Below are 25,857 nucleotides of genomic sequence, written 5' to 3'. Positions count from 1 at the left end.
TGGAACGGGATATGCGTTACCTGGTATCGCGCTTTGCGGTTTCAGCTATGCAAAAAAAATTCCGATCCAGGCTCGGCGGCCATCTGCCGTCGTATCCGCTGTCATCAGCAGAAATCATAAGATTAATAACAATTCAAAATTACTGGCTTATCACCTCACCATGTGGTACAAAATTGATCGATTACTGCATTTTTTACGCAAAATGGCACTGAAATGGCAAAATAACTCCATGCGGACTGTTCAGCCAGGGGGTATACCTCTTAAGACCTCACAGATATCGGTATCAAATGAGAGTCTGGCGCATTGAATCTGCGCAAAAACATTGTCAAACAAATGACACACGCAGCCTTTGAACTGCTGCGTCTTTGACGTTTGCCCCGGAGGCCCCATACAGATGGCCAACACGTTATCGAAGCACTGGGTGCTGGGCAAGTCACAGTATACACCATATTGCTCTGCGTCGCTCAACCTAACAGAATCATTACTTTTTGTCTACTAGAACCACATGACCAGAATAATTCTTCTCATTCTCGCAATCATCCTTTTGACCGAGCCCTGTAATGCGGCCCAGAAGGTTTTCGTGCTTCAGAGCGTGAGAGTAGCCCCCTATGAAGAGGCTCTCCGGGGGGTGAGAAGCGTTGTGAGCGGGACCATCAAAAGGGTCGTTATCTCGGAAATGGAAGGGGTCGATGTGGCGCGAATGGTGCGCGACGAGCGCCCGGACGTGATTCTGGCGATCGGGGCAGAGGCCCTGACCAGGGTAAAGCGGGTCAAGGACACCCCCATCGTCTACCTGATGGTTCTCGATCCCCAGAACACCCTCACCGCCGGCGACAACCTGACCGGCGTCAGCATGAACGTCCCGCCCGAACGGCAACTGGCGGCACTGCAGAGCCTCATGCCGCGACTGAGGAAAATAGGAATTCCCTACAATCCCTCCCGGTCCGGCGTGCTTGCGCGCAAGGCCCAGGCCGCGGCCCGCTCGATGGGGATCGAGCCGGTCGCCCGTGAACTCCGCTCTGCCCGTGATGTGGTCCCGGTGGCGGAAGGACTGAAGGGGGAAGTGGACGCTATCTGGATGCTTCCCGACACCACGGTGGTGACTCCCGAAAGCATAGAATTTCTCCTCCTTTTCTCACTCACCAACAGAATTCCCATTCTGACGTTTTCAGACAAGTACGTGCAGATGGGCGCCATCATGGCGCTCGACATCGACCCCTACGACCTGGGGAGGCAAGGCGGGGACCTGATCAGGCGAATACTGTCGGGTGCTCCGGTGGAGCAGGTCCAGCGAGTCGAACCCCGCAGCATGGTCATGACGGTTAATGCGAAAGTTGCGCGTAAACTCGGTCTGACACTATCCGAAGAGGCCCTGGGAAGGGCCAGGGTAATTCGATAGGAGAGACCATGGGCATGCACGACACGCTAAAACAACGGCACGACAGTCTTGGTCTCAGGTTTTTCCTCCTCTTTGCATCAACGATCGCCGTTATATCCATATCGTTCACCGTTCTGTTTTACCAGCAGCAGCGACGCATACTTCGGGAAAACGTCACCCATGAGGGTCAGATTCTCGCACGCCTCCTGGCCCACAACGCCCGGCTGGGCGTCTTTGCGGAGAACGGCGAACTACTCAAAGACCCGGTGGAGGGCATTCTGCAGCATGATGGGGTACTTTTCGTCTCGGTCATTTCAGCAGCCGGCACCCCCATCAGGGAGCAGGCCCATGAAAAGATGCTCAAGACTCCGGAAAGGAAAATACCCAACTGGAGTGTGCATTTCAGCGATACACGCTCAAGTAGAGTCCCCCACACCTTCGAGGAAGCCGAGCTTTTCGAGTTCTGGGCGCCGATCGTCTCCATCGCTCCGTTCCAGAGCACCGATGCGCTGATCCTAGGACACGAGGCGCAGGGCAAGGAAAAGATCCTGGGGTATGCCCGTATCATTGTGGACAAACACCCCCTCAAGCGACGTCTCGACACGCTTTTGCTCATCTGCAGCACCCTTACCGGCGGATTCCTGGTATTGAGCACCATTCTCACGTATCTTGTGGTACGCCGGATCACCAATCCGCTCGACCGACTCACTGTCGGCATTAAGGCATTGGAGCAGGGTGGCGCTTTCGTCCCGGTAAAGGTCGAGCGCAATCACGAAATCGGACGTCTGGCCAATGCCTTCAACCATATGGCGGAGACGCTTAAAAAGCGCGAAGCGGAGAAAGAACTGCTGGCCGAAGAGCTGCGTCACGCCCAGAAGATGGAAGCAATCGGTACCCTTGCAGGAGGGGTGGCCCACGACTTCAACAATATCCTTACGGCTATCGTCGGCTTCGGCACGCTCCTGCAGCGCAGTCTGAACAAAGATAACCCCTACCAGATTTATGTGGACCAGATACTTAACGCTGCCGATCGCGCCACGACGCTGGTAAAACGGCTGCTGGCCTTTGGCCGCAAACAGGTTATCACGCCCCTCCCCACTGATTTGAACGGGATCATCCAGAGTATCGAGAAACTTCTGGCCCGCCTCGTGAGCGAGGATGTGGAGTTCAAGGTATCTCTCTTCAACGAACCTCTCGTCTGCCATGTGGATTCAGGACAAATAGACCAGATACTCATGAATCTCGTAACCAATGCCCGCGATGCCATGCCGTCAGGAGGGACTCTCACGCTGACGACCGATGCGACGGTTCTGAACGAAAATTCCTTCAGTTCGCTGGAACAGTGCCGGCCGGGACGTTATGCCGTTCTGACCGTCAGCGACACGGGCCTTGGCATGGACCAGGAGACAAAAGAGCGGATTTTCGACCCCTTCTTCACAACAAAGGAGGTTGGAAAAGGCACTGGTCTCGGCCTGTCGATGGTATATGGCATCGTGCGACAACATGAAGGGTTCGTCACCGTTGATTCCGAACCGGGCGCCGGCACCACCTTCCGCATCTATCTTCCGATCGTGGCATTGACGGCGAGACATGAAGAGGAAGCACCACCGATCGTGGCAAAGGGGAACAGGGAAACCGTCCTGCTGGCGGAGGACGACAAAGCGGTCAGAAAGCTTTCCCGTCACGTGCTCGAACGTAACGGTTACGAGGTAATTGAAGCAGCCGATGGAAACGACGCGGTCAAAAAATTTGCCGAGTCCGTCAACAAGATCGATCTCGTCCTGCTCGACGTGGTGATGCCCGGCAAGAACGGCCAGGTTGCCTTCGAGGAAATGAAACGAATCCAACCAGCTATCAAAGCCCTCTTCATCAGCGGCTACACCAAGGACATCATCGGCAGCAAGGGTTTCCTGGCCGAAGATATCAATTTCATCGCCAAACCGGTCAAGCCTGATCAACTGATCGCACGAGTACAGGAAGCATTGAAGAGCTGAACGAGTCCCTAAGCAGCATCCGTACACAAAAAAGCCCGCCGAAGCGGGCTTTTTTGTACATTCCCTCCATCTGAGGAGAGCTGTTATTTCTTGCCATCCATGAGGACAACCGTTCCGTCATCAAGATCGTATTTGGCCTTCACGATCTTCAACGTACCTTCCTTGACGAGGTGCCGGATAACGGGCGATTTTTTGGTCAGACTGGCAGCAACGAGATCGAGATTAGCATCGGTAGCGGCCTCAACAACTTCAGCCTTCGACTTGCCTTTTCCTTCCTTAAGGGCTTTTGCGGCGGCAGGAGCAATGGTCTTGACAATGGATCCGATATTGCCCTCCGCCTTTCCCTTGGCCTCAACGGTGGCAGTCACCGCACCACAGCGCTCATGTCCGAGGACCATGACAAGGGGCGATCCGATATGTTCAGCCGCATACTCGATGCTGCCAAGGACGACCGGGTCGGGAATGTTACCCGCCACGCGAACCACAAATATTTCACCCATGGTTTTATCAAAAATAATCTCGGGCGGAACACGAGAGTCTGAGCACGAAAGAATTATCGCGTAAGGTTTTTGCCCCTTGGCCAATGATTCGCGCTTGGCGGTGTCGCTGGCGCTGCACGTTTTCATCTGCCCCGCCACATACCGCTTGTTGCCGTCCATGAGCTGTTGCAGAGCCTCGTCCGCCGTTACGCCCACGCCACCGGATCCGAATGCCAGAACAGCGGAGATAGCCACCGCGCCGGCGCCCAAAAACATCCCTCTGACCATGGAACTTCTGTTCTTCATGCCGCTCCCTCCCTGGATGCAATGATTTGTAATCATTAATTATCAGCCCCACATTGCCATGTCAATCACGAAATTCCACCCAAGATGGATCAGCAGCACCTGCCCCCCCTGCTACCGACAACACCGGCCAGCCACTCATTGATCATCCCCGATGCGCAGCCTACCCCGGCATCCACACGGATCGCACTTGCAGGGCAATTCACCGCGCAGGCCCCGCACTCCATGCAGTCGTCACGTGCGACAACCTCCGCCTTTGAGCCTTCCAAACGAAATACCTGATGCGGGCAAACCTCAACACACATGCCGCAACCAACGCATTTCTCTCCGATAAACTCCAGGGTGGCGACATTGGCAAGATACTGGAAACCGATCATGCTACCTCCCGGTCAAGATAACAGGAAACTGCCGAACAGCCATGACGTGAGCCCTGCCACGAGCGCGGCGGTCATGACGGGAAGGGCGACCCGCATCTCCTTCTTGACACCCGAACGCGAGGTAAAGGGCGTACTTCCGGTAAACGTCAGGGCGAGGAATGAGCAGACAGCGGGGGTAATGAAAAAGAGCGCTGCGACCTCGTGAAGAGAGACCATGCCGCGCCCGGACCAGACAAGGAGAGCCGCGAGCAGCAGGCCGAGCGAGGCCCCCTTCACAGCAAAGCTTCGGCCGGGAAGCCATGGCAGCAGAAGTGGAGCGCCAACGGCTCCGGTCGCGATCGTCGCCCCCCAGGCGATAGCCGCGGGAACCGCCCTCTCTGGAGAGAATGCCCCATCCGAAAATCCCGCGGCCAGCACAATCAGAGCCATGACAGGCAGCCCCCATTTACAGGCGGCAACCAGCTCGATGGGGGTGAGAACAAGCCGTTCGACAGTTGTGAACGTGAGCTGCCGCATGGCAGACGTCGCGATCATGCCGTTATCCAGATATGCCGGCAGGTCTGCGGCCCGGATAGTGGCATACCTGACCTTAAAGCCAGTGCGCTGTCGCACCAGATGGGCAGCCACACCGGGAGCCCCCAGCATTGGCAGCAGCAGCGTGCGGTGATTCACTATCCGCGACAAACTGGTGAGGCCGACTCGCTTGACGATCTCATCGGTGCCGAAGGTCCCCTTGCCGGCGGCGCACCAGACATTAATGCCGTGGGTTTCCAGAACCAGAAGCCAGATGTCTCTGCCGGCCAGCTCCCACCGGACACTATCGTAGCTCATCTTGTAGTTGGCAGTGACCACCACCGGGGTCCCGGGGCCGGGAGCGCCAATGGCGTACAGACCGGGCGGCACCAAGTACGACATGCGTCCGATACCCCAGCGTGCCTGCCAGGCTCCGAGGGTATCGCGCATCGCCAGTTGCGTGGAGATGACCGGCACGCGCCCCGCCGGGGTATCGAGCCAACGAAGAAAACCCGGCACATTTTCGTTAATGGTCCCGCTGACCGCAGGCGTCTTTGGACCTCAACAGGGGGGGCGATCCACGTCGGGACCGGGCTGACTCATGCCTCTTCCTCCAGCATCGTATCATTGCTTCGCACTACTGTTGTACCCATGGACCGTTGCTCCGCATGTAGCCATCAACGATCGTTGAGCCTGACACCGAGCCGCCCGGCAAGATCATCGATAAACTGACGGGCAGAGCGTCCCGACCGGCTTCCACGGTACATGGCCCACAGATGCGCTTCTTTCCGGAGCGCCTCCCGCTCCATGGGAAGAGCGAATTTTTCCGCATATCGCTCAACGATGGACAGATATACGTCCTGGCTGAACGGATAGAACCCCAGCGCCATGCCGAACCGGTCGGCCAAGGAGAGCTTTTCGGACACGGCCTCTTCGGGGTGGATCTCGCTGCTGAGATTATCCTCCATCCGCTCGGGAAGCAGGTGGCGACGGTTAGAGGTGGCATAGAACAGGATATTCGTCGGCTTTGCCTCGATGCTGCCTTCAAGAAGAGCCTTGAGCTCCCGGTATCCTCCCTCCCCTTCGCCGAACGAGAGATCGTCACAGAAAAGGATGAAGCGCCGCGGCACCGATCTCAGGGCTGCAATGAGAGCCGGCAGGCTCATCAGATCGTCCCGCTGGACCTCCACGAGCCGCAGTCCACGGTCCGCAAACAGCCGGAGCATTCCCTTGACGCAGGTCGATTTGCCGGTGCCCCGCTCCCCCCACAGCAAGACGTTGTTGGCGGGGTAGCCGTCCATGAACTGGGCGGTATTCCGGATCAAGTCCTCGCGGACCAGATCAATGCCAACCAGATCGGCAGGATCGGGAAGATGGGGATGCGTCACCGGCTCGAACGTGCCTTGTTCACCCGACCGGCGCCAGCGGAAGGCAATGGCTCCGTCGAAAAAGGCCGGATCCCGGGGAAGAACCGGATCATGGCGGTCAATGATCCGTTCAAACCGTTCGAGCAGACGTTCAAGTCTGACGGCGAGATTACTCCAATCGGTGTCCATGGTTACTTGAGCCGCCCCTTTATTTTCTTGAATTCCGTCTCGTCCGTCAGATAGCGCTGGGGAGGAAGCTTGGCGATCTCGGCCTGCACCCGTTGAATCCGCTCCGACGTAAGGGGATGGGTCGAAAAGAACCGGGCCACGTTACTCTGGGTACCGCCGTCCATCGCGTTCAGCTTCTGGAAAAAGCTCGTCAGGCCGTTGGGGTTATATCCGGCCTTGTACATGGTCTCCACGCCGAGGAAATCTGCCTGGTTTTCGTATTCCCGGCTGTATGACATCATACCCGCCTTGCCGAAGAGTTGGCCGGCCAGCTGCGCCAACATGTTGGGGTTGTCCCCCAGGACAAGGGAAAGGACCAGAGAATAGCCATACTCCTGAGTCATCTGCCTAGTGCCGTGACGGGCGACCGCATGGTTGATCTCGTGGGCCAGGACGCCGGCCAGCTCCGTTTCGTTGTCAGCCGCCTTCAGCAGGCCCGTGTGCACATACACACGTCCGCCGGGGATGGCGAACGCATTGACGCTGTCATCCTTCACCACCTTGAAGACGTAGTCGAATTCCACTGCCCGGGCACCGGACAGCAACCGCTTGCCTACCTTGTCCACGTAACGCTGGACCTCCGGGTCGTTCACGGGTTGCTGCTGCTTTTCGATCTCCACGGCAAACTTGTTGCCCAATTCCTTCTCCTGCTCGATGGAGATCATGTTGAAACCCTTGATGTCGGTCATGCTCGTGGCACAACCGGCAAGGATACCCAGTGCCGCCAGCGGTCCAAGCAACCATTTCGCCAACTTCATAGCCATCCTCCTTGATCCGTTCACCACTGTTTCAACGAGCACTCCCGCTCCCAGGCGAGATAACCGTCCCCTTCGATGGCCCAGAATGCCTTGATCCGCTCTTCATAATAAGGAAGATCAGAGCACTCGCGGTCTATTTCCTCAAAAAAAGGTCCGTCCAGCAAGTCCCGCTCCAGCAGGAACCGGTAGAAAGCCCGCACGCCTGCCAGGTGGATCGCCAGCTCCCCGACGGAGGGTTCCACCGTATGAACGATGTACCAGTTGCCCCCGAACCGACGGACGATGCCCGGTTGATCGTCGAAGAGACTGCGATGCATGAACCCTATGACGAAATCGCGAACGAAATGGTCGGCCCCGCTGGCGAGCAGCGTGGCTTCCCGGGGATCAACTCCCTGTTCGAGCAGGGAAAAGTAGAACCGCGAGAGAAGCTTGCGGCAGAGGTTGTCGGCACGGATCTCGTCCTCCACCGAAGCGATGACGAAATCGGCCTTATCAATGACGAGCTCGCCTTCGAGCTCGGCGGCCGGTGAATAGTATGTTGTCATGCAACCACCTTTGCTTGTGTAAAAGATCAGACCCGCGGGTCAAGGGCGTCCCTGATTCCCTCGCCCAACAGATTGTAGGCCAGAACGGTCACCAGGATGGCTCCGCCGGGGAACAGCGAAAGCCACCAGGCGAACTCGATGTAGTCCTTGCCGGAGGTGAGGATGTTACCCCAGCTCGGCGTGGGGGGCTGGACCCCGATGCCGAGAAAAGACAGAGCCGATTCGGTGAGAATTGCGCCGGCCACACCAAGGGTGGCGGACACCAGGACCGGCGATACGGCGTTTGGCAGGACATGGCGGAGCAGTATCCGCACATCCGATGCGCCGAGGGCGCGGGCAGCCAGCACGAAATCACGCTCCCGCAGCGACAGGACCTCGGCCCGCACGAGCCGGGCCACTCCCATCCAGCCCGTGAGGCCGATGATGGCCATAATGTACCAGATAGACGGCTCCAGAAAGGCGATCACCGCGAGGATGAGAAAAAACGTGGGGAAGCAGAGCATGATGTCCACGAACCGCATGATAATCGTATCGACAAGCCCGCCGTAGAATCCGGAGACGAGACCGAGCACCGTGCCGATAACCACGGCGATGCCTACTGATACGAATCCCACCTTGAGCGAGATCCTGGCTCCGTAGATGACACGGGTAAAGACGTCCCGCCCCAGTTCGTCGGTCCCGAACCAGTGTTCGGCCGACGGCGGGAGCAGAACGCGGTAGGCGTCGATGGCGTCCGGGTCCCAGGGGGCGATGTAGGGAGCCAGGAACGAGATGGCAAAGAGCACCACCACAACCACGCCGCCGGCCAGGGCGAAACGGTTGCGCCGGAAACGTTTCCAGAAGACCGTATGGAACCAGCTGTCGCGGTAGGCCATCCCCTACCCCCTTCCGTGCCGGATGCGCGGATCGGCCATGGCATAGCAGACATCGGCCAGCAGGTTACCGATGAGCGTAAGGAACGCGCCGATGACGAGAATCCCCATGACAAGCGGATAGTCGCGGGCCATGACCCCTTGGTAGAAGAGCTGTCCCATGCCCGGGATGGCGAAAATCGTCTCGAAGATGACACTCCCTCCGATGAGCCCCGGCAGGGAAAAACCCAGAAGCGTGATGACGGGCAGCAGTGCGTTGCGCAGGGCGTGGCGGTAAATGACCACACGCTCGGACAACCCCTTGGCCCGGGCCGTGGTGATATAGTCCTGGCGGATCACCTCCAGCATGTTCGAGCGCATATAGCGCGACAGCCCCGCCAGACTGCCGAAAGTGGCCACGAACACGGGCAGCACCAAGTGCTTTACCATATCCGCGAACCATGCCAGGGGTGAAAGGTTCTCGCTCCCCAGGGAGTGGAGCCCCGAAATGGGAAGCCACCCCAGTTTCACCCCGAAAAAATACATCAGCAGCAGCGCCAGCCAGAAGGTCGGCACGGCGAACCCGAGAAAGACGAAGAGGGTTATTCCCTTGTCATAGATCGTGTCCCGGTGTGTGGCGGCAAAGATACCGATGGGGATGGCGAGACCGAATTCAAGGATCAGCGCAATGATGTTCAGGGAGAGGGTCACCGGTATTCTCTCGGCGATCTTGTCGGTCACCGGCCGGTTGTCCGGGGCGAAGGAGCGGCCGAAGTCGAGCTTAACGATGCGGCCGACCCAGGAAACGTACTGCTCATGGAGCGGCTTGTCGAGTCCGTAGAACTCCCGGAGCCGCTCGCGGGTTTCGGCGGTGATCTTGGGGCTCATGGCGGTCATCGCCTCCACCGGCTCCCCGGGGGCGAGCCGGATCACCACGAAGGTAATGAGGGTGATCCCGAACAGCAACGGGATCATTGCCAGGAGTCGCTTGAAGATGTAGGCGGCCATGTTAGTGCACCTGCTCTTCTTTCGGCACGTACCAACGGATGAAGTTGTACATGATGCCGGCCGGCGCGGGCTCGATTCCCCTGAACCGGGCGCTCACCGCCGGCAGGGCATCGGGGACGTACAAAAAGGTGTAGGGCTGCTCCTCGGCCAGAATCTCCTGGATGCGCCAGTAGCAGCGCCTGCGCTTCTCCTGGTCGAAAGTGCGGCGCCCCTCCTCGATCAGGCGGTCCACCTCATCGTTTTTGAAGCCGACGAAATTCAGTTCCTTGGGACCGGTCTTGCTCGAATGCCAGACATCGAAGAGATCGGGATCCTGGGGGATCGTCCACCCCATGATGAGGGCATCGAAATTCCGCTTGTCGATGAAATTGGTCAGGAGAGACGCCCACTCCAGCACCCGGATCTTCACGTCGATCCCGACCTTGCGCAGCCGGCGCTGGATGATCTGGGCGGTCTTGAGCCGCTGGTCATTGCCCTGGTTCGTCAGAATGGTGAAGCTCAGCGGCTTGCCGTCCTTCATCAGGATGCCGTCGGGCCCGGTTGCGCGCCACCCCGCCTCGGCAAGCAGTTGCCTCGCCCGCACCGGGTCATAGCCCGGGTCGCGCACCGTGGGATTGTAGGCCCAGGTCCCCGGCTTGAAGGGGCCCACCGCCACCTGGCCGAGCCCCAGGAGCACACCGTGAATGATCTCGTCCTTGCTGAGGGCATGGGCAATGGCCTGGCGCACGCGACGATCGGCAAAAAGCGGATTTTTCAGATTGTACCCCAGGTAGGTGTAGGCCGAGGCCGGATAGCGGTACTTGGCGAAGCGGGAACGAAACTCGGGGGTATCCGTCTGCCGGGCATACTGGACCGGCGAGAGTCCCATCAGGTCCACGCCGCCTGCCTTGAGTTCCAGGTACATGGTGGAATTGTCGGGGATGATCCGGTAGATGTAACGGTCAATGTACGGGCGGCCCTCGTAGTAGTCGTGATTGGATTCGAGGACGATCTTCTGACCGGCGACCCATTCCTTGAACCGGTAGGGCCCGGTTCCGACGGGACGACGGGAGAGTTCACTCTTGGTGATGTCCTTCCCTTCCAGCAGGTGAGCCGGGAGAATTCCCATCCCCCAGGAGGCCAACGCAGGGGCGAACGGCTTGGCATAGGTGACGCGAAAGGTGTAGGGATCGGGTGCCTCGGCGGTCTTGACCTGCTTGAAATCCTCGGCGTACGCAGTGGGGGTCTTCGGATCCACCGTCACCCGGTAGGTGTAGAGCACGTCACGGGAGGTGAACTCCACGCCGTCGTGCCATTTCACCCCCTTGCGGAGATGGAAAGTGATGGTGAGGCCGTCGGGAGAAACCTGCCACGACTCGGCCAGTTCCCCCTCCAGGTTCAGGTTCTTGTCGTAACGGACAAGGCCGTTGAAGATATTGCCCGCCACCTCGTGGGATGCCGAGTCGGACGCCAGCAGAGGAAGCAAGTTCGACGGTTCGCCAATGGTACCCACCACGATGGCGTCACCGTAAGCGGGCGTACCCGGTCCGCGCACGGCAGGGGCTCTCGCGCGGTCTTCGCCGCTGCACGATACGATCAACAGCAGGGCAAGAAGGCAGCCGATCCACCGGAACGTCATTTTTCCTGGCTCTCCCCCCTGACCTTGCGCTTCTTCTCGATGATATCCTTGCGGCCGGGCTCCGTTTCCAGGATCTTCCGGTAGAGTTCAAGGGCCTTGCGATGCTCGCGCCGGGCCGCATAGGCGTCGGCCAGATGCTCCATAATGGTGAGATCGTCGTCCACAAGCTTTGTCGCTCGTTCCAGGAGCGGCACGGCTTCATCATAACGCTTCAGCTTGAAATAGACCCAGCCGAGGCTGTCGAGGATGAAACCATCGTTGGGGCGGAGTTCAACCGCCTTTCTGAGATACTGCAACGCCTCGTCCAATTTTATGCCGAGCTCCGCATAGGTATACCCCAGGTAGTTCAGCGCCTGGGCATCATCCGGCGCGATGGTCAGCACCTTTTTCATCCGGGCGATGGACTCATCCTTGTTCCCCATCTTGTCGTAAAGGGTGCCCATGCGGAAGTGCAGGCGCGGATCGCCCCCGAAATCCCCTTCCACCGCCTTCAGCACCGCCAAGCCCTCGGTGTAGTGATCAAGAGACTCGTACAGACCAGCCAGATAGAGGTGAAGCTCCAGATGGCTCGGGTATGCGGCGATGGCATCCTTCAGGACGGCAATCCCCTTTTCGGGATTCCCCATATCCTTGTGGATGAACGCCATGTGCCCGACGGCCTCGAAATAGTTGAAGGAGCCGGGAGGTATCCGGCCGAACTCTTCGAGCGCCCGGTCGTACTCTTCCTTTTCCTCGAAGGCGGTCGCCAGATAGAAGCGGACTTGCAGGGCATTGGGCTCACGCTCCAGAATGTCCCGGAATTCGGCGATTGCCTCGTCGTACCGCTCGCTCTCCATGTAGATGAGACCGATCTTGCGTGACGTCTCCAACCCGCCGATCCCCTTTTCCTTGAGTCCCTTGAGGAGGGGAAGCGCCTCATCATACTCCTGCTGCTGCAGGTAAATCTGAACCAGATGCTGCAGGACGTTCAGATTGTAAGGATTGATATCCAGCAGGCTCTTATAGGTAGCGACGGCCTCATCGTGGAGCCCCATTCCCTCCTGGACGATCCCCAATTCGATGATGGCCTGCTCAAAGTCCGGCTTCAGTTCAATGGCCTTCTTGTAATAGTTGGCGGCCTCCTTCTGGAGCTTCATCTGGTCGTAAGCCTTGCCCAGGTAATAGTAACCGAGGGATGATTCGGGCTTGACCTTAACGAGGGACTTGAGCGTATTTACCGCCTTCTCGTACTCGAACAGCTTCAGGTAGGATACGGCCAGATGAATGTAGGCCTCTTCCCGAGACGGATCGAGCTCGATAGCCTTTTCCAGATGGGGAACCGCATCTCTATCGCGCTTGAGACTGGCCAGAATGGCACCGGCCAGCAGTCGGGCCTGACGGTACGAAGGATCGAGCCTGATGGCATTTTCACACGCCTTGAGTGCGTCTTCGGCCCGCCCCGTCTTCATGTAGATCTCAGCAACCGCAGTGTGGAGATATGCTGAGCCCGGATCTGCTTCGATGGCACCGTTGAGCAGCGTCAGGGCTCCGTCCACGTCCCCTTCCAGCAGCTGCAGCCGCGCCCTGGCGAAAATATACAGGGCGCGCGACCCGGCAATGTCAACAGTCGGCTTGAAACTCGCCTCATTGACGGGCAGCGCTCCTACCGCTCCACTGGTAGCGCAGCCGGGAATAACAAGAAAAAGGGTCAAGAGCGCTGCAACGGTTGTCGTATTCATGGAGACACCTGCCGTGACGGTCGGTCGCGGGCACGCGACGATGGACGGAGGCAGCCGAAGCCCCACTCGCCACACAATGGATTCCGTTGTCGTGGAATGATCCTGAAGTCGTGATCCGCACCGTCCTAAAGACAGTCGACACCGGAGGAAACATGCCTGCAACCTTGGAAGAAAGCTAGCACATTAACCCCACACCGTCAAATGTTTCTCTGGGCTCCGGAACCTTGCACCGACCGGGGTTTGTGGTACTGTTGACATAACTTTTCTTCCCATGGAAGCGGTATGGAACAACACCACGTTCGGTCACTGCTGAAGCCTTCCGCCTACCCGGATCCGACCGGCTCCGTGGAGTTGGTCCAGACCCACGTCTCCTACATCTTTCTCACCGACAACTTCGCCTACAAGGTAAAAAAACCCGTAGACTTCGGCTTCCTCAACTTTTCAACCCCGGATCGGCGCCGTTTCTACTGCGAAGAGGAGGTTCGCCTCAACCGCAGGCTCTGCCCTGACATCTATCTCGGCGTGGCAGAGGTGCGTGATACTCCGGCCGGAGCCGCGTTCGTCGGCGAAGGACAGGTCATCGATCACGCGGTCAAAATGAAGCGGCTGCCGGCGGACCGCATGCTCGACCGGCTGCTTTCGGCCGGCCTGGCCGGAGAGCCGGAGATCCGGGCTGTGGCGCGCGTTGTCGGCACCTTTCACCTGGAGGCGGAACACAGCTCTGAAATAGATGCGTTCGGCGACCTCGCCACTATCAATGCCAACTGGGTGGAGAACTTCCAGCAGACTCGCCCTTACTGCGGCATCACTCTGAGCGCGGGGGATCACGACTTCATCAGAGGATGGGTCGAACGATTCATGGCGGAGCGGGTCGACCTCTTTGCCGCGCGGGTCGGGGACGGCCGCATCCGCGACGGCAACGGCGATATTCACATGGAAAATATCTGCCTCGGCGCCGACGGCCGCGTCTGCATTTTCGACTGCATCGAGTTCAACAATCGGTTCCGCTACGGCGACACTGCGGCAGACATCGCCTTCCTGCTCATGGATTTCGACTTCGTCCTCCGACCTGATCTGGGAGCCGCTTTCCTGGACGAGTACACGCGGATCACCAACGATGCGAGCGTCGTTGAAATGATCGACTTCTACAAGGTGTATCGGGCCTTTGTCCGGGGTAAAGTGGAGAGCATGCGGCTCTCTGATCCGCAGATACCGGAAAACGAAAAACAGGCAGCCGCGGCACGGGCATCCCGGTACTTTCGCCTGGCACGGGGCTATGCGGTGAGGCAGGGACTTCCGCCAACCCTTTTCATTACCTGCGGACTAACCGGCACAGGAAAAAGCCGTCTGTCACGGGAGCTCTCCCTGGACCTGGGGCTGGAAATCGCCTCCTCCGATGTGGTAAGAAAGGAGCTTGCGGGACTACGCTCCACGGAGCGGCCGGACCAAGATTACGGCGCAGGGATTTATACGGACCGATTCTCGCTGCTGACATACGGGGAACTGGAACGCCGGGCGCGGGTAGCCCTGGAGGGCGGCCGCAGCATCGTTGTGGATGCCACCTTCCGCCGGCGCGCCGACCGGGAACGGTTCGGGGCTTTGGCACGGGACGCCGGCGCGACGTTCGTCATCCTGCATGCGGTCTGCCCCGAGCCGACAATCCGCAGCCGGCTCAACTCGCGACAGAAAGACAGGAGCGAGCCCTCGGACGGGACTTGGGAGGTCTACCTCCGGCAAAAAGACGAATTCGATCCCCCCTCGGACCAGGAGGGAAACCTCCTGTGCATCGACACGTCGGACACCGCGTCAGCCATGGTTGACAAGGTGCTCCACGGACTGGAGCTGCTGCCATGTGGAAAAAGCTGAACGGCGCCATCCTCAAGCGGTTGCGACTCAGGGAATCATGGGTGATCTTCTTTGTGCTGGGGATCATCATGATGAATTACCCCTTCACCCAGATATTCAACAAACCGTGGCGGATATTCAACATTCCGCAGCTGTACCTCTATTTCCAGGCCGGGTGGGTGGTTTCCATCTTCGTCATCTACCTCTTCACCAAGGCCATTGATCTTCCCGATGACGACCACGACGAAGGAGATCACCGTTGATCCTCAGCATCGAACTGGTGGTCGGCATATCGCTGCTCTACATTGTCTTCCTCTTCACGGTGGCGTACTACGCCGACAAGAAAAAGGAAGAGGGCCGGAGCGTTATTGCCAATCCTCTGGTCTACGCCCTTTCCATTGCCGTCTATCACACGTCCTGGACGTTCTACGGCAGCGTCGGCAAGGCCGCGACCACGGGAATCGACTTCCTGCTCGTCTACCTGGGGCCCACGCTGGTCGCTTTTTCCTGGTGGTTTTTTCTGCGCAAGATCGTGCGGATCTGCAAGGAAAACAACATCACGTCCATCGCCGACTTCATCAGCTCCCGCTATGGGAAATCCCAGTGGCTCGGCGCTGTGGTTACGGTCATCGCCATCGTAGGGATCATGCCCTATATAGCACTCCAGCTCAAGGCGGTCTCAACCACCTTCGACATCATCTGCGGCTACCCTTACGTCCAACTCCCGCTTCTGCACACCAACTACCCGGTTTCGCTCCACACCAACTTTTTTGCCGCGGTGATCCTGAGCGCCTTCAGCGTCATCTTCGGCGCCCGCAAGCTGGTTTCCACCGAACGCCACGAGGGACTGGTCGCCGCAATTGCCGTAGAGTCCATCGTCAAGCTCGTGGCCTTCATGGCTGTGGGCATCTACGTGACCTACGGAATGTTCAACGGTTTCGGCGACATCTTCGCCCGCATCGATGCCCAGGGCCACCTGCTGGACAATCTGACCACCATTGGGGGCTCCTCCACAACCTCCCACGCTCGCTGGTTCACGACGCTCTACCTTTCCATGGGTGCCATCATGCTCCTCCCCCGCCAGTTCCACGTAATGGTCATCGAGAACTCGGACGAGGAGCATATCAAGAAGGCCATGTGGCTCTTCCCCGCCTACATGTTCCTGATAAACCTCTTTGTGATGCCCATCGCGCTGGGGGGGATACTCCAGACCGGCGGCGTCCTGGGCGCCGACTTCTTCGTACTTACCCTTCCTCTCCAGACCGGCCACTCCTGGCTGGCCCTCCTGGCCTTTCTGGGAGGTTTTTCGGCAACCGCAGGCATGATCATCGTGGAGTCGGTCGCCATCTCCACCATGTTCCTCAACCACCTCCTGATGCCCATCGTGGTGAAACTCAAGCCTCGCCCCTGGTTTCCCACCATGCTCATCAACCTGAAGCGACTCTGCATCTTTGTCGTGGTTTTTCTCGGCTATATCTATCAGACCGTAGTTGGCGAAACGTTCATGCTCGTGAACATGGGGCTCATTTCCTTCGCTGCCGCGGCACAGTTCGGCCCCGCTCTCCTGGGAGGACTCTACTGGCGCAGGGGGAACAAATCCGGCGCCCTGACCGGCATCGTCCTTGGCTTCATTTTCTGGTTCTATACCCTTCTCCTGCCGTCCATCATCATATCCGGATGGCTTCCCCGCGCAATTCTCGACCAGGGCCCCTTCGGCATAACCCTGCTCAAGCCGACGGAGCTCTTCGGCCTCGCAGGGTTCGACATCTGGACCCATTCCCTCTTCTGGAGCCTCCTTTTCAATGTCGGGGGATACCTGACCCTGTCCATCGTCCTTCGCCAGAAGGACCGGGAAAAAGAGCAGGTGCGAAAGTTCGTCGACGTATTCACGGCACGGAAAAACGGCGTCCCCTGGGAAACCAAGCGGATGTCGAAGCCCGTGACCATCATGCAGTTCGTTAATCTCATGTCAAAGTTCATCGGCGACCAGCAGGCCCACGCGGCAATCACCGAGTACGTGGGCTCGCGCGAGATCGACGCCCAGGGAGGGGTCTCGGAGTTCGAGCTGCCCAAGCTGAAACGGTTCACGGAAAAGACCCTCGCCGGCTCCGTGGGGGCAGCCGCAGCGGGGGCCATCGTGGAGAGCTATCTGTCGGATCTCGGTTCGCGCATGGAACCGGTCTACGACATATTCAGCACCGTCCAGGCATCCCTGGCCGAAAGCCGCGAAGCGCTCTATGTACGACTCCGGGCCTCCGAGATCATGAACCGGACCCTTGACCTGCAGATCATCATGGATGATCTCCTCAACCTGCTCTTGAAGGAGTTCAAGCTCGATCTTGCCGTCATTCGGCTGGTGGACGAAAAGGGAGTGTTGCGGGTCAGAAGCTACAGCGGCAAGGGGATTGCCGGCATCGCCGGAAAAGATTGGGAGCCGGAGATCGAAACCTACATCGGCGAGGCGTTTCTGAGCAATCGGCTTCAGTTCGTGAACGACACCCAGTACATGACCAAGCCGCTTACCAGGGAACTGATGCAGAAGGAAGGGATCAAGTCCTTTGCCCACATTCCCATCTCCCGCAAAGGGGAACCCCCCTTCGGGATCCTGTCCGTCTTCTCCAGAACCATCGTCGGCCTGTTCAACGAGCCCTTCCTGAACCTTCTGGAGAGCCTTGCCGGCCAGTTGGCCCAGGCGGTAAAAATCGTCACGGAAATGGAAGCGAAGGAGCGCGAGCGGGAAGAGAAGGAGCGCATCCTTCTAGAGAATGCGCGCGTAGTCAAGGAGATGGAAATCGCCAAGCAGATCCAGCTCTCGCTGCTCCCCTCGGCCCCGCCGACTCTCCCCCGGCATGGCCGTGGCGGGCCGGTGCAAGCCGGCCACCCACGTTGGAGGAGACTATTACGACTATTTCCAGCATGGCGAGTCCGGGGCGGACATGGTCATTGCCGACGTCTCCGGTCACAGCGTCGGCGCAGCCCTCATCATGGCTGAAACCCGCAGCGTCCTGCGCGCCCAGGCGCGTTCCGACCGCAGCGTCGGCGAAATCCTCGAAACCCTCAACGAGCTTCTTCACGACGATCTCTCAGGCGCGGAACTCTTCATCACCATGTTCTACATCCGCTACGACACCCGTCGTCGTCTGCTTTCCTACGCGAATGCCGGGCACAACCCTCCGCTGATTTTCCGCAACGGTCAAACCGCATGCATGGAGCTCGACGCCGAGGGGCTCATCTTGGGAGTGAAGCGCAGGGTTGAATTCGAAGAGAAGCAGATTGAGCTCCAGCCCGGCGATGTGGTTCTTCTCTACACCGACGGCATTACGGAGGCTCGGAATCCTGATGGGGAATTTTTCGGGTCCTCAAGGCTCTGTACGCTCCTGTCAGCCACGAGCGACAGAAGGAGCGACGAAATCATCGACGTCATCCTCGCCGAGGTTGAATCATTCAGCGGCGGTACCGTCATCGACGACGACATCTCCATGGTTGTCCTCAAGATCCTGGAAGGGTGAATTTCATGAAAATGCAAGCAGGGGATGACTAATTGGTGTAAGATACTTCAGAAGATAACCATACAGGTCTTTCAGAATGAAGGACTCATATAGTAAGGAGCGGACCATGAATCTGAAAATCGAGACGAAAAACGACATTCTCATCATATTCGTGCGCGAAGAACGGCTCGACGCCCATAACTCCGGCGACCTCAAGACAAAGATGCAGGAGCTTTTCACGTCGGGAACGAAGAACATCCTCGTGGACCTGAACGAAGTACGGTTCATCGACAGCTCGGGGCTGGGTGCCCTGGTATCCGGCTTCAAGAACGCAATCTCCCACCAGGGGAGCCTTAAACTTGCCAGTCTCCAGCCCCAGGTCAAATCCATGTTCGAGTTGACCCGGCTCCACCGGGTATTTGAAATATTCGGCTCTACGGCGGAAGCGGTGGAAAACTTCTAGGAGTGAGCGGGATGGACAAAAACGAGATCGAGGTCGACATCAAGGTACCGAACCAGACGCGCTACCTGAGCCTCATCGGAAGGATCGGCGAGGACATTGCCAAGGAGCTGGACCGCTACGACGGCGATCGGGAAACGCTGGCATACCATATCAACCTCGTCCTCACCGAGGCCATGGTCAATGCCATCAAACACGCGAATGCCGGCGATCCCGACAAGATGGTCCACATCTACATCAATATATCGGACCAGGATCTGATGATCCGGGTTTACGATTCAGGGCAGGGATTCGACATCAACACGATCCCGGCTCCCGACTTCGACACCCTGGAGGATCGGGGCCGGGGCATCTTCATCATCAAGTCGCTCATGGACACGGTTCGCTACACCAAGATTGCCGACGGCAACGTGCTCGAGATGACGAAATGCCTGCGCACCTCTTTCCCCCCCCTGCCCAAATGACTTCTGGCCTATGGTCCGACCTTTCTACGTGAAACAAGGACGGCCATGGTCAACCCCAGAAGAAACATGGGAAAACTTAGCAACTGCCCCATGGAAAAGGGTCCGGCAAGAAGCCCCAGCTGGGCGTCGGGCTCCCGGAAAAACTCAACCAGGAACCGGAACAAGCCATAGAACGCAATGAAGGTCCAGAACACCACGCCAGCCGGACGTTCCCGCCTCCCCACAGCCATCAGGATCAGAAAGAGCACCGGCCCCTCCAGCACCGCTTCGTAAAGTTGCGACGGATGCCGGGGCACTCCGCCGCCACCGGGGAAAATAATTCCCCACGGCACGTCGGTCACCCTGCCGTAAAGCTCACCGTTGATGAAATTGCCGAGCCTGCCGAGCCCCAACCCCACGGGTGCCGCCGGCGCACAGATGTCGGCCAGCACCGGAAAGCCGATTTTCTTTTGCCGTGCCACGTACACACCTGCCAGGATCACGCCCAGGAGACCGCCGTGAAACGACATGCCTCCCTCCCACACGGCGAACAGCTTGAGCGGGTGGGAGAGGTAGTAGGACAGGTTATAGAAGAGAATGTATCCCAGACGGCCGCCGAGGATAACGCCGATCGCCAGCGAGAAGATCACATCGGCAACGTCGTCCTGGGTCAGGGCGAGACCGCGACGGCCGGCAGCGCGCCTGACAATAAAGTAGGCGGCGATGAACCCGAGGATGTACATCAGGCCATACCAACGGAACTCCAGATGCCCGAGACGGAAAAAGACCGGGTCAATATGCGGGAACTGCATGTCGCTCCTCTTGAATTCGAAGTTCACCTAACCTATCAGACGGGGGGTGTACTGTCAATTGACGCGCCACCGGCAACAGCATTCCCTCACGATAAACCATGCCTATATCACCTTGATATACTTGAATAAATTTTTATCGCCCTCCGACTTGACAGCCCAGAGAAGGCGTTTACAATTCATACTAAAAGGTCTTTGAAAATTGCTCTGGGAAGCAGGTACTGACCGGTTGAGGGACCTGACGGATAATCAAATCATTTACGCATCCGGGTCCAGGCGTGATGAGCATGGCCGCAGCGATGGGCAAGCCTGAAACGTTTCCCCGGGGGAATCTGTTCACAAGGTCAGAGGGTCCAGCGGTATACGGCTGTCCCGGAGCAAGAAACTAATTGGCGTTCAGGGAATGGCGCCTTGCGTGTATCTCTCATCCGTCAGGCGCGTCGCAACCGCCACAAAAAGGGGAAGCACGAGCTTCAGCCCGCAACGAACGGTCGCCAAAGAGCGTTCATCGCAGCGTAGCAACGGCTTTCACCGACGGATATGGGAAAGCATCCCCGCTGAACGTCAATTACAGTGAAAAGCCCGGAGGCAGTATCTCCGGGCTTTTCTAATATGAAGTAACTGTCACCACACGGGCCTGGGCGTGGGTTGTCTATTTACGCAACTCCAACGGGACCCCCGCCTTGGCGGCGCTCTCTTTCAGAATCGCAAGTTTCTCCCTGAGTCCAGCCAGTTTTTCCTCGATCCGCTTCACTTCAGTCTGAGTTCCCAGGTATTCGCCGCGGCTCATTTTGGTGGGATTGGCCAGCTTTGCCTTCCGGTCGGCGAGTTCATTCTCGTAGAGTTGAATATCGTTCCTGAGCCTGCCGAATTCAGCCTTCCAGACGTCCTCCGACTTGCCGCCGTAAACCGGCTTTTTCACTTTCTCGGGCTGCTGAGCCTGTTTTTCCTGCGGCTCGGACGTCCCCTGCGACGGAGTACCCTGCCCTTCCGCCGGCGCCTTCAGCTGTGCGCCCTCCTCCACCGATTCGGTAAACTCGGGCGCCACGGAACCGGGATCGGAGATGACCGTCATCTTCTTGCGGAACTTTTTGGGGACCTTGCCTGGATCCTCAGTGAAATTCACGGTTCCCCGCTCATCTATCCATCGGTAGGTCTCACCCAAGGCCGGCTGGACCAGAACAGCGACAAGGAGCAGCACCATTATGCTTTTCATCAATTGTCCCCCTCTCGTGGAACGCTATCCCGGCGGCCATCCCAGGTGGCGGCCGGCCAGAAGATGAAAGTGAATGTGGAAGACCGACTGCCCGGCGTCGGCATTGGAATTCTGAACAATCCTGAAGCCCCGCTCGTCGACGCCACGCTGGCGGGCGATTTCCGCGGCAACACGGAACACGCGGCCCACGAGCCGGTCATCCTCCGGGGTAAGGTCAAGGGCATTGACCACGTGCTTTTTCGGTATCAGGAGAAGGTGATGGGGGGCCACGGGATTGATATCTTCAATGGCGACCATATCCTCATCTTCATATACTTTTTTCGCGGGGATCGTCCCGTCGACAATCTTACAGAAGATGCAGCTGTCCATCCTGCTGTCCTTTCGTGTCGATCTTGACCCGGTGCCAGAGATCCGCCCCCCGTGCCTTCAGGTAGCGTTCATCGTGGACCAGGAGGATTACCTGGTGATCGGAGGCTGCGACGTTAAGCGCCGCCAGAGCCGCGGCCCTGCGCTCTTCGTCGAAATGTACCAAAGGGTCGTCGAGAAGAAAAGGCAATTTTCGGCTACGGGAAAGGATTCCGCCAAGAGCGAGCCGAGTGGCGAGATAGGCCTGATCCTGGGCGCCGCAGCTCAGGGCGCCCACCGGGCGAGGAGTCCCTTCGACGCCGATGGACAGCGCAAAACCGTCATCCAGAATCGCCTCGCGGTATCTGCCGGCAGTGAGATTGTACAGCTTTCCGTTGATCTCGCTGCCGAGGCGCGACAGATAAGTGGCCCGATACTCGTCAAGGGTCTCGCGCAGGAGGTCGACCGCGAGCCGTAGCGCCTCCACCCGACGCACAAGGCGGGTTTCGCGGGACTTCAGTTCCTCGTCCTCTTCCGCAATGGCCTCCAGGTTAAGGCTCCCCCGGCGCATAACCGCCAATTCCTGCTCCTTGGCGAGGCAGAGTCTTTCTTTTTCGGCCACCTCGCTCTCCAGCCGCCGCATCTTCTCCTCGGCCTCAGCGTACTCACGGGGGGACATGACCGGGAAGCCCCGCCCGATAAGAGTCTCCATGCCTTCACGGGTCACGGCCAGTTCCCGGGCCAGCTCAACCTCCTGGCTCCTTATGCTCTCCAGTGGCGGAAGGACCCCAAGGGCACTCTCTATCCGGGCCAATTCCCCCCTCACCTCCGCGGCGCGGTCAATTTCGCGCAGAATATCGCTGACCCGCAGAGGATCGAATGTTCCCAGCCGCTTTTCCAGCTCAGCCTCGGTCCGGTCGAGCTCTTCCCGGAGCCTGACCGCATCGGCGGAGAGACCGTCGATGCGCCCCTGAATGCGGGCCATCTCGGCTGATCGAGCCTGACCGGCGCGCACGGTTCGCACAAAAAGGAACACCGTGATGACGAGGGCGCCCCCGGCAAGGGGCAACCATGCCTGGGGCAGCAAAAACCACGCCCCCGTAGCGCCCGCCCAAAGCAGGAGAGCCAGGATCAGCATCGGCACCTGCAGGACGGAGCCGGCGTGCGTCCGGTCGGCGCTCAGGCCCGCCAGCTCCCTCTCAAGCGCCGTCAACCGCTCCGAGCCGTCTACCCACGCTTCCAGGGTCCTGGCAAACCCGTCGGGAAGTCCTGCCGCCTCGCCCAGGGATGCAAGCCGCTCTTCAACCGATTGTCTCTTTGCCGTGAGCGCCTCAACCTTTTCCCGTTCAGCCCGGATGCGGTCATAATCCTTGCGAAGCGCCTCTTCCCGGGCGGCAGCCTCGTGATATCTGCTCACCCGCTCCAGATAACGCTTTCCCTTTTCCAGATCCTCTCGTCCCGTTGCCACGGCGGTCCGCAACTCGGCCAACGTCCCATCCAGGGCTGCAAGCTCCGACACGGCACGGCTCGCCTCGCGCCATTGCTCGGCCAGGACTGCCATACGCGCACGAACCTCTTCCAGCTCCCGGTCTCGCGAACGACCGCCGGGGCGCTTGGTCAACTCGAACAGTTCCTTCTCCAGGCTCTCCACCACCGCATCGTAATCGAGTTCGGCAAATCCCGACAGGAGCTGCTTGATGCGGGTGGTCAGCCCCGCATCGCCCTCGATCCGCAGGTCGCGCTGCCCAACGTAGACTGAATTGCGGAAAATGTCCCCTTCCGCAAATCCCCACACGTCTTCAATCTTCGCCAGGTATTCCTCGCGCTCGCTGCTTCTGCCCAGGGGGGAAACCTTGCCTTCGAAACGCCAGAGGGTCCTCTCCCCGTCGCGCTCTATCGCTTGAACGCGGTCGGAGAGAAAGTCGCGGGCAATGGTCATTTCACGGCCGTTGTAAGTGAAACTCACCCGAGCCTCACACCGTTCGCCGCCTGTCCAGGGCACGAAACGATCGCGCTCCTTGCGAAAACCGAAGATGGTTCCGGAAATTGCCGACACAAGCGTCGACTTGCCCGCCTCGTTGCGGCCGTAAACCAGGTTCATGCCCGGCCTGAAGGTGAACGACGCCCCCCTGAACCGGCCGAATGCGGGGAGTTCGACCCGACTGATCCAGAGCATCAATTCCCCCCTCCACGACTGAACCGCCCCATGACGAGCCTGAGGGCGTCGCGGCACAGTTCGCGTTCGGCGTCGGAACCTGCTGCGTCGTATCGTTCATGGATCTTGCGGATGAAAAGGCCCCGGATCGAGTCCTCCCGCTCCATCCGCTTCACATGACCGCTATTGTAAAGATCGGTTTCGTCCACCAGCTCGAGCCAGGCGAAGTTCCCTTTGACCCGCCCGGACAGATTGGCCGTGTCCAGGGGTTCTTCCACGGTCCCGCACAGCCTGATGCGCCCGACGGTATCGGAAGTGCCAAGACGTGCCAGTTCCGCTTCAAGGGCCGCCGGCTCGGCAAAGAGCGAGGCGTCGACGTTGAACTCCCGGATGATCCGCGTCTGCACCTCGACCCGTTCAACCGAGGCATTGCCCGGCGCCACCTCCACGATCAAGGCGTAACGCGGACCGTTCTCGCCGAACTTTTTCCCCTCCGGCGAGCCGGGATAACAGGCAATGACGCGCCCCCCCTCTTCCAGGCAGGCGGCGTCATGGTAGTGGCCGAGCGCGATGTAGTCCAGGTCGAGCGCGACCAGATCGGCCACGGAAAAGGGAATGTCCTTCTTGCGCATCTCCCACTCGGGATTTCCCTTGAGGGAGCCGTGCAGAAGTCCCACATGGATGCCGTCGCCGGAGCGGCGACGCATGGATTCGAGGGCTTCCCGCGAACGGTCCGAGCGATAGGCAAAACCGTAGAAAAACACTGCCTCGCCACGAATGTCCAGCCGCAACGGCTCATCCACCGCCGGTTCGCGTAGAATATGAACGCCAGTAAACTGGTAGCGGCTGTAGACACTCTCCGCCGAGATGATGTTGTCGTGGGTGCCGGGGATCAGGACGACCTGCACCCCACGCCCCGCCAGCCGGGAAAAGGCATCCTGCACGCGCCCCACCGTTTCGGCGCCAACCGATGTGGAGTCGAACAGGTCACCTGCTATCAGGATGCAGTCCACCTCTCGCTTGATGGCAAGATTTACGATCCGGTCGAAGGTCTTCAGGAAGTCGCGACGGCGCTCACGGGCAAGGTCGCCGAACGTGCGCAGGGGCGAGTCGAGATGCAGGTCGGCGGTATGGAGGAATCGGATGGGCATGGCTGATGTCGGATTACCGGTTATGGGGCGGGGTCTCCCCAACCGCCTTTTTAAGGTGGATCAGAAACTCACGATTTCCCTTGGGCCCGAGAATGGGAGACTCGGTAACGCCGAGAACCATCAGGCCCAATCCTTCTGCAAGGGCCACGACGTCGGCAATCACCCGGCGGTGCTTCTCCTCGTCGCGCACCACGCCGCCCTTGCCGACCTCTCCCCGTCCCACCTCGAACTGGGGTTTGATGAGGGCGACAATGACACCCTCTTCCCCGATAAGGCGCAGGGTGGAGGGCAGGACCTTGTCGAGTGAAATGAAGGACGCATCGATCACTGCCAAGCCGGGTGTCTCCGGCAGAGCGCCGGGTTCCAGATAGCGGATGTTCGTCTTTTCCAGATTCACCACGCGCGAGTCCTGGCGCAGCTTCCAGGCCAGTTGACCGTACCCCACGTCAACGGCATAGACCTTCCGGGCACCGCGCTGGAGCAGGCAGTCGGTGAAGCCGCCGGTGGAAGCACCCACGTCAATGGCGGTCATGTCCGCGACATCGATACCGAACTCCTCCAATGCCCTCGCGAGCTTAAGGCCACCCCGGCTCACAAAAGGAATGTCCTCCCCCTTGAGCCGGATTTCGGCTTCCACCGGAACCTGGAGCCCGGCCTTATCCGCCAGGTGATCGTTCACCACCACCTGACCGGCCATGATGAGCGCACGGGCTCGTTCCCGCGACTGGACAAGCCCCCGGTCGACCAGAAGCTTGTCGAGGCGCTCCCTGCTTTTTGCGGTGTTCAACGTTGATGAGGCTGTCATGGG

The 25,857-nt window shown here is 59.0% G+C and carries 22 protein-coding genes and 1 pseudogene; 7 read left to right on the top strand and 16 right to left on the bottom strand.

The window, feature by feature from the left end; all coding sequences use genetic code 11:
* Nucleotides 1-505 precede the first annotated feature (505 nt).
* A complete protein-coding gene (locus GS_RS07175) occupies nt 506-1,399 on the top strand; it encodes an ABC transporter substrate-binding protein (protein ID WP_010942090.1) in 894 nt (297 codons plus the stop codon).
* 14 nt (nt 1,400-1,413) lie between these two features.
* A complete protein-coding gene (locus GS_RS07170; RefSeq protein ID WP_235044997.1) occupies nt 1,414-3,372 on the top strand; it encodes an ATP-binding protein in 1,959 nt (652 codons plus the stop codon).
* Between the two features lie 83 nt (nt 3,373-3,455).
* On the opposite strand, the gene GS_RS07165 is transcribed toward GS_RS07170, so the two are convergent.
* The 10 genes from GS_RS07165 to GS_RS07120 form a co-directional block, all read right to left on the bottom strand.
* On the bottom strand, nt 3,456-4,157 hold the full coding sequence (locus GS_RS07165; protein WP_010942088.1) for a carbonic anhydrase: 702 nt from the start codon (nt 4,155-4,157) through the stop codon (nt 3,456-3,458).
* A gap of 89 nt (nt 4,158-4,246) precedes the next feature.
* On the bottom strand, nt 4,247-4,531 hold the full coding sequence (gene hgcB / locus GS_RS07160; RefSeq protein WP_010942087.1) for a mercury methylation ferredoxin HgcB: 285 nt from the start codon (nt 4,529-4,531) through the stop codon (nt 4,247-4,249).
* A gap of 12 nt (nt 4,532-4,543) precedes the next feature.
* Nucleotides 4,544-5,647, bottom strand: coding sequence for a mercury methylation corrinoid protein HgcA (gene hgcA, locus GS_RS07155; protein ID WP_262421263.1), 1,104 nt, complete (start codon nt 5,645-5,647; stop codon nt 4,544-4,546).
* A 74-nt stretch (nt 5,648-5,721) separates the two neighbouring features.
* Nucleotides 5,722-6,600: an ATP-binding protein gene (locus GS_RS07150; RefSeq protein WP_010942085.1), complete on the bottom strand. Its 879-nt coding sequence runs from the start codon at nt 6,598-6,600 to the stop codon at nt 5,722-5,724.
* 2 nt (nt 6,601-6,602) lie between these two features.
* A complete protein-coding gene (locus GS_RS07145; RefSeq protein ID WP_010942084.1) occupies nt 6,603-7,397 on the bottom strand; it encodes a M48 family metallopeptidase in 795 nt (264 codons plus the stop codon).
* Nucleotides 7,398-7,417: 20 nt separating this feature from the next.
* Nucleotides 7,418-7,942, bottom strand: a complete 525-nt coding sequence (locus tag GS_RS07140; protein WP_010942083.1) for a hypothetical protein — start codon at nt 7,940-7,942, stop codon at nt 7,418-7,420.
* A gap of 26 nt (nt 7,943-7,968) precedes the next feature.
* Nucleotides 7,969-8,817 carry an oligopeptide ABC transporter permease gene (opp4C, locus tag GS_RS07135; RefSeq protein WP_010942082.1) on the bottom strand — a complete coding sequence of 283 codons (849 nt, stop codon included), beginning with the start codon at nt 8,815-8,817 and terminating at the stop codon, nt 7,969-7,971.
* A 3-nt stretch (nt 8,818-8,820) separates the two neighbouring features.
* On the bottom strand, nt 8,821-9,801 hold the full coding sequence (locus GS_RS07130) for an ABC transporter permease (protein ID WP_010942081.1): 981 nt from the start codon (nt 9,799-9,801) through the stop codon (nt 8,821-8,823).
* A 1-nt stretch (nt 9,802) separates the two neighbouring features.
* Nucleotides 9,803-11,419, bottom strand: a complete 1,617-nt coding sequence (locus tag GS_RS07125) for a peptide-binding protein (RefSeq protein WP_010942080.1) — start codon at nt 11,417-11,419, stop codon at nt 9,803-9,805.
* Nucleotides 11,416-13,137 (bottom strand): tetratricopeptide repeat protein, encoded by a 1,722-nt coding sequence (locus GS_RS07120; RefSeq protein ID WP_010942079.1) that lies wholly within the window; start codon nt 13,135-13,137, stop codon nt 11,416-11,418. Before GS_RS07120 ends, GS_RS07125 begins: the two co-directional genes overlap by 4 nt.
* A gap of 282 nt (nt 13,138-13,419) precedes the next feature.
* Between GS_RS07120 and GS_RS07115 the strand changes: the two genes are divergently transcribed.
* From GS_RS07115 to GS_RS07095, 5 genes and pseudogenes are all read left to right on the top strand, one after another.
* A complete protein-coding gene (locus tag GS_RS07115; protein ID WP_010942078.1) occupies nt 13,420-15,003 on the top strand; it encodes an AAA family ATPase in 1,584 nt (527 codons plus the stop codon).
* Entirely contained in the window at nt 14,988-15,245 is a 258-nt protein-coding gene (locus tag GS_RS07110; protein WP_010942077.1) for a hypothetical protein, read from the top strand. The genes GS_RS07115 and GS_RS07110 overlap by 16 nt, the downstream gene beginning before the upstream one ends.
* A pseudogene (locus tag GS_RS07105) lies at nt 15,242-18,491 on the top strand (SpoIIE family protein phosphatase). Before GS_RS07110 ends, GS_RS07105 begins: the two are co-directional and overlap by 4 nt.
* A 106-nt stretch (nt 18,492-18,597) precedes the next feature.
* On the top strand, nt 18,598-18,933 hold the full coding sequence (locus GS_RS07100) for an STAS domain-containing protein (protein ID WP_010942075.1): 336 nt from the start codon (nt 18,598-18,600) through the stop codon (nt 18,931-18,933).
* Between the two features lie 11 nt (nt 18,934-18,944).
* Complete coding sequence (locus GS_RS07095; RefSeq protein WP_010942074.1) at nt 18,945-19,394, top strand: ATP-binding protein; 450 nt, start codon at nt 18,945-18,947, stop codon at nt 19,392-19,394.
* A gap of 8 nt (nt 19,395-19,402) precedes the next feature.
* Here GS_RS07095 and lgt read toward each other — a convergent pair whose 3' ends face one another.
* The 6 genes from lgt to GS_RS07065 form a co-directional block, all read right to left on the bottom strand.
* Nucleotides 19,403-20,185: a prolipoprotein diacylglyceryl transferase gene (gene lgt, locus GS_RS07090; protein ID WP_010942073.1), complete on the bottom strand. Its 783-nt coding sequence runs from the start codon at nt 20,183-20,185 to the stop codon at nt 19,403-19,405.
* Nucleotides 20,186-20,834: 649 nt separating this feature from the next.
* Nucleotides 20,835-21,398 carry a DUF4124 domain-containing protein gene (locus GS_RS07085; RefSeq protein ID WP_010942072.1) on the bottom strand — a complete coding sequence of 188 codons (564 nt, stop codon included), beginning with the start codon at nt 21,396-21,398 and terminating at the stop codon, nt 20,835-20,837.
* A gap of 24 nt (nt 21,399-21,422) precedes the next feature.
* On the bottom strand, nt 21,423-21,767 hold the full coding sequence (locus GS_RS07080; RefSeq protein WP_010942071.1) for a histidine triad nucleotide-binding protein: 345 nt from the start codon (nt 21,765-21,767) through the stop codon (nt 21,423-21,425).
* Nucleotides 21,745-23,919, bottom strand: coding sequence for an ATP-binding protein (locus GS_RS07075; RefSeq protein WP_010942070.1), 2,175 nt, complete (start codon nt 23,917-23,919; stop codon nt 21,745-21,747). The genes GS_RS07080 and GS_RS07075 overlap by 23 nt, the downstream gene beginning before the upstream one ends.
* A complete protein-coding gene (locus GS_RS07070) occupies nt 23,919-25,049 on the bottom strand; it encodes a metallophosphoesterase family protein (RefSeq protein ID WP_010942069.1) in 1,131 nt (376 codons plus the stop codon). Before GS_RS07070 ends, GS_RS07075 begins: the two co-directional genes overlap by 1 nt.
* Nucleotides 25,050-25,062: 13 nt before the next feature.
* Entirely contained in the window at nt 25,063-25,854 is a 792-nt protein-coding gene (locus tag GS_RS07065; protein ID WP_010942068.1) for a TlyA family rRNA (cytidine-2'-O)-methyltransferase, read from the bottom strand.
* Nucleotides 25,855-25,857 lie beyond the last annotated feature (3 nt).

Origin of the sequence: Geobacter sulfurreducens PCA, assembly GCF_000007985.2 — a bacterium.
Classification (GTDB): domain Bacteria; phylum Desulfobacterota; class Desulfuromonadia; order Geobacterales; family Geobacteraceae; genus Geobacter; species Geobacter sulfurreducens.
The sequence above is the reverse complement of the archived record's forward strand: the minus strand, read 5'-3'. Positions and strand labels throughout refer to the sequence as shown.